1 pseudogene is annotated in these 287 nt (G+C 54.4%); it reads left to right on the top strand.

Annotation, left to right across the window (positions count from 1 at the left end):
- Nucleotides 1–287: pseudogene (locus ACSIPU_RS31170) on the top strand (ATP-dependent zinc metalloprotease FtsH); the annotation flags it as partial.

Here is a 287-nt window from a genome sequence, read left to right as displayed (position 1 = left end):
CGATAACCTGTTGACTAAAAACGTCAAAGTTGTTGGCGAACCACCAGAAGAGCCGAGCCTGCTGGCTTCCATCTTCATCTCCTGGTTCCCAATGCTGCTGCTGATCGGCGTCTGGATCTTCTTTATGCGGCAAATGCAGGGCGGCGGCGGGAAGGGCGCGATGTCCTTCGGCAAAAGCAAAGCCCGTATGTTGACGGAAGACCAGATCAAAACCACTTTTGCAGACGTTGCCGGGTGTGACGAAGCAAAAGAGGAAGTCGGCGAGCTGGTAGAATACCTGCGTGAGC

The organism is Klebsiella sp. HN106 (genome assembly GCF_051209435.1).
In the GTDB taxonomy this organism is placed as follows: Bacteria; Pseudomonadota; Gammaproteobacteria; order Enterobacterales; family Enterobacteriaceae; genus Klebsiella; species Klebsiella oxytoca.
The sequence above is the reverse complement of the archived record's forward strand: the minus strand, read 5'-3'. Positions and strand labels throughout refer to the sequence as shown.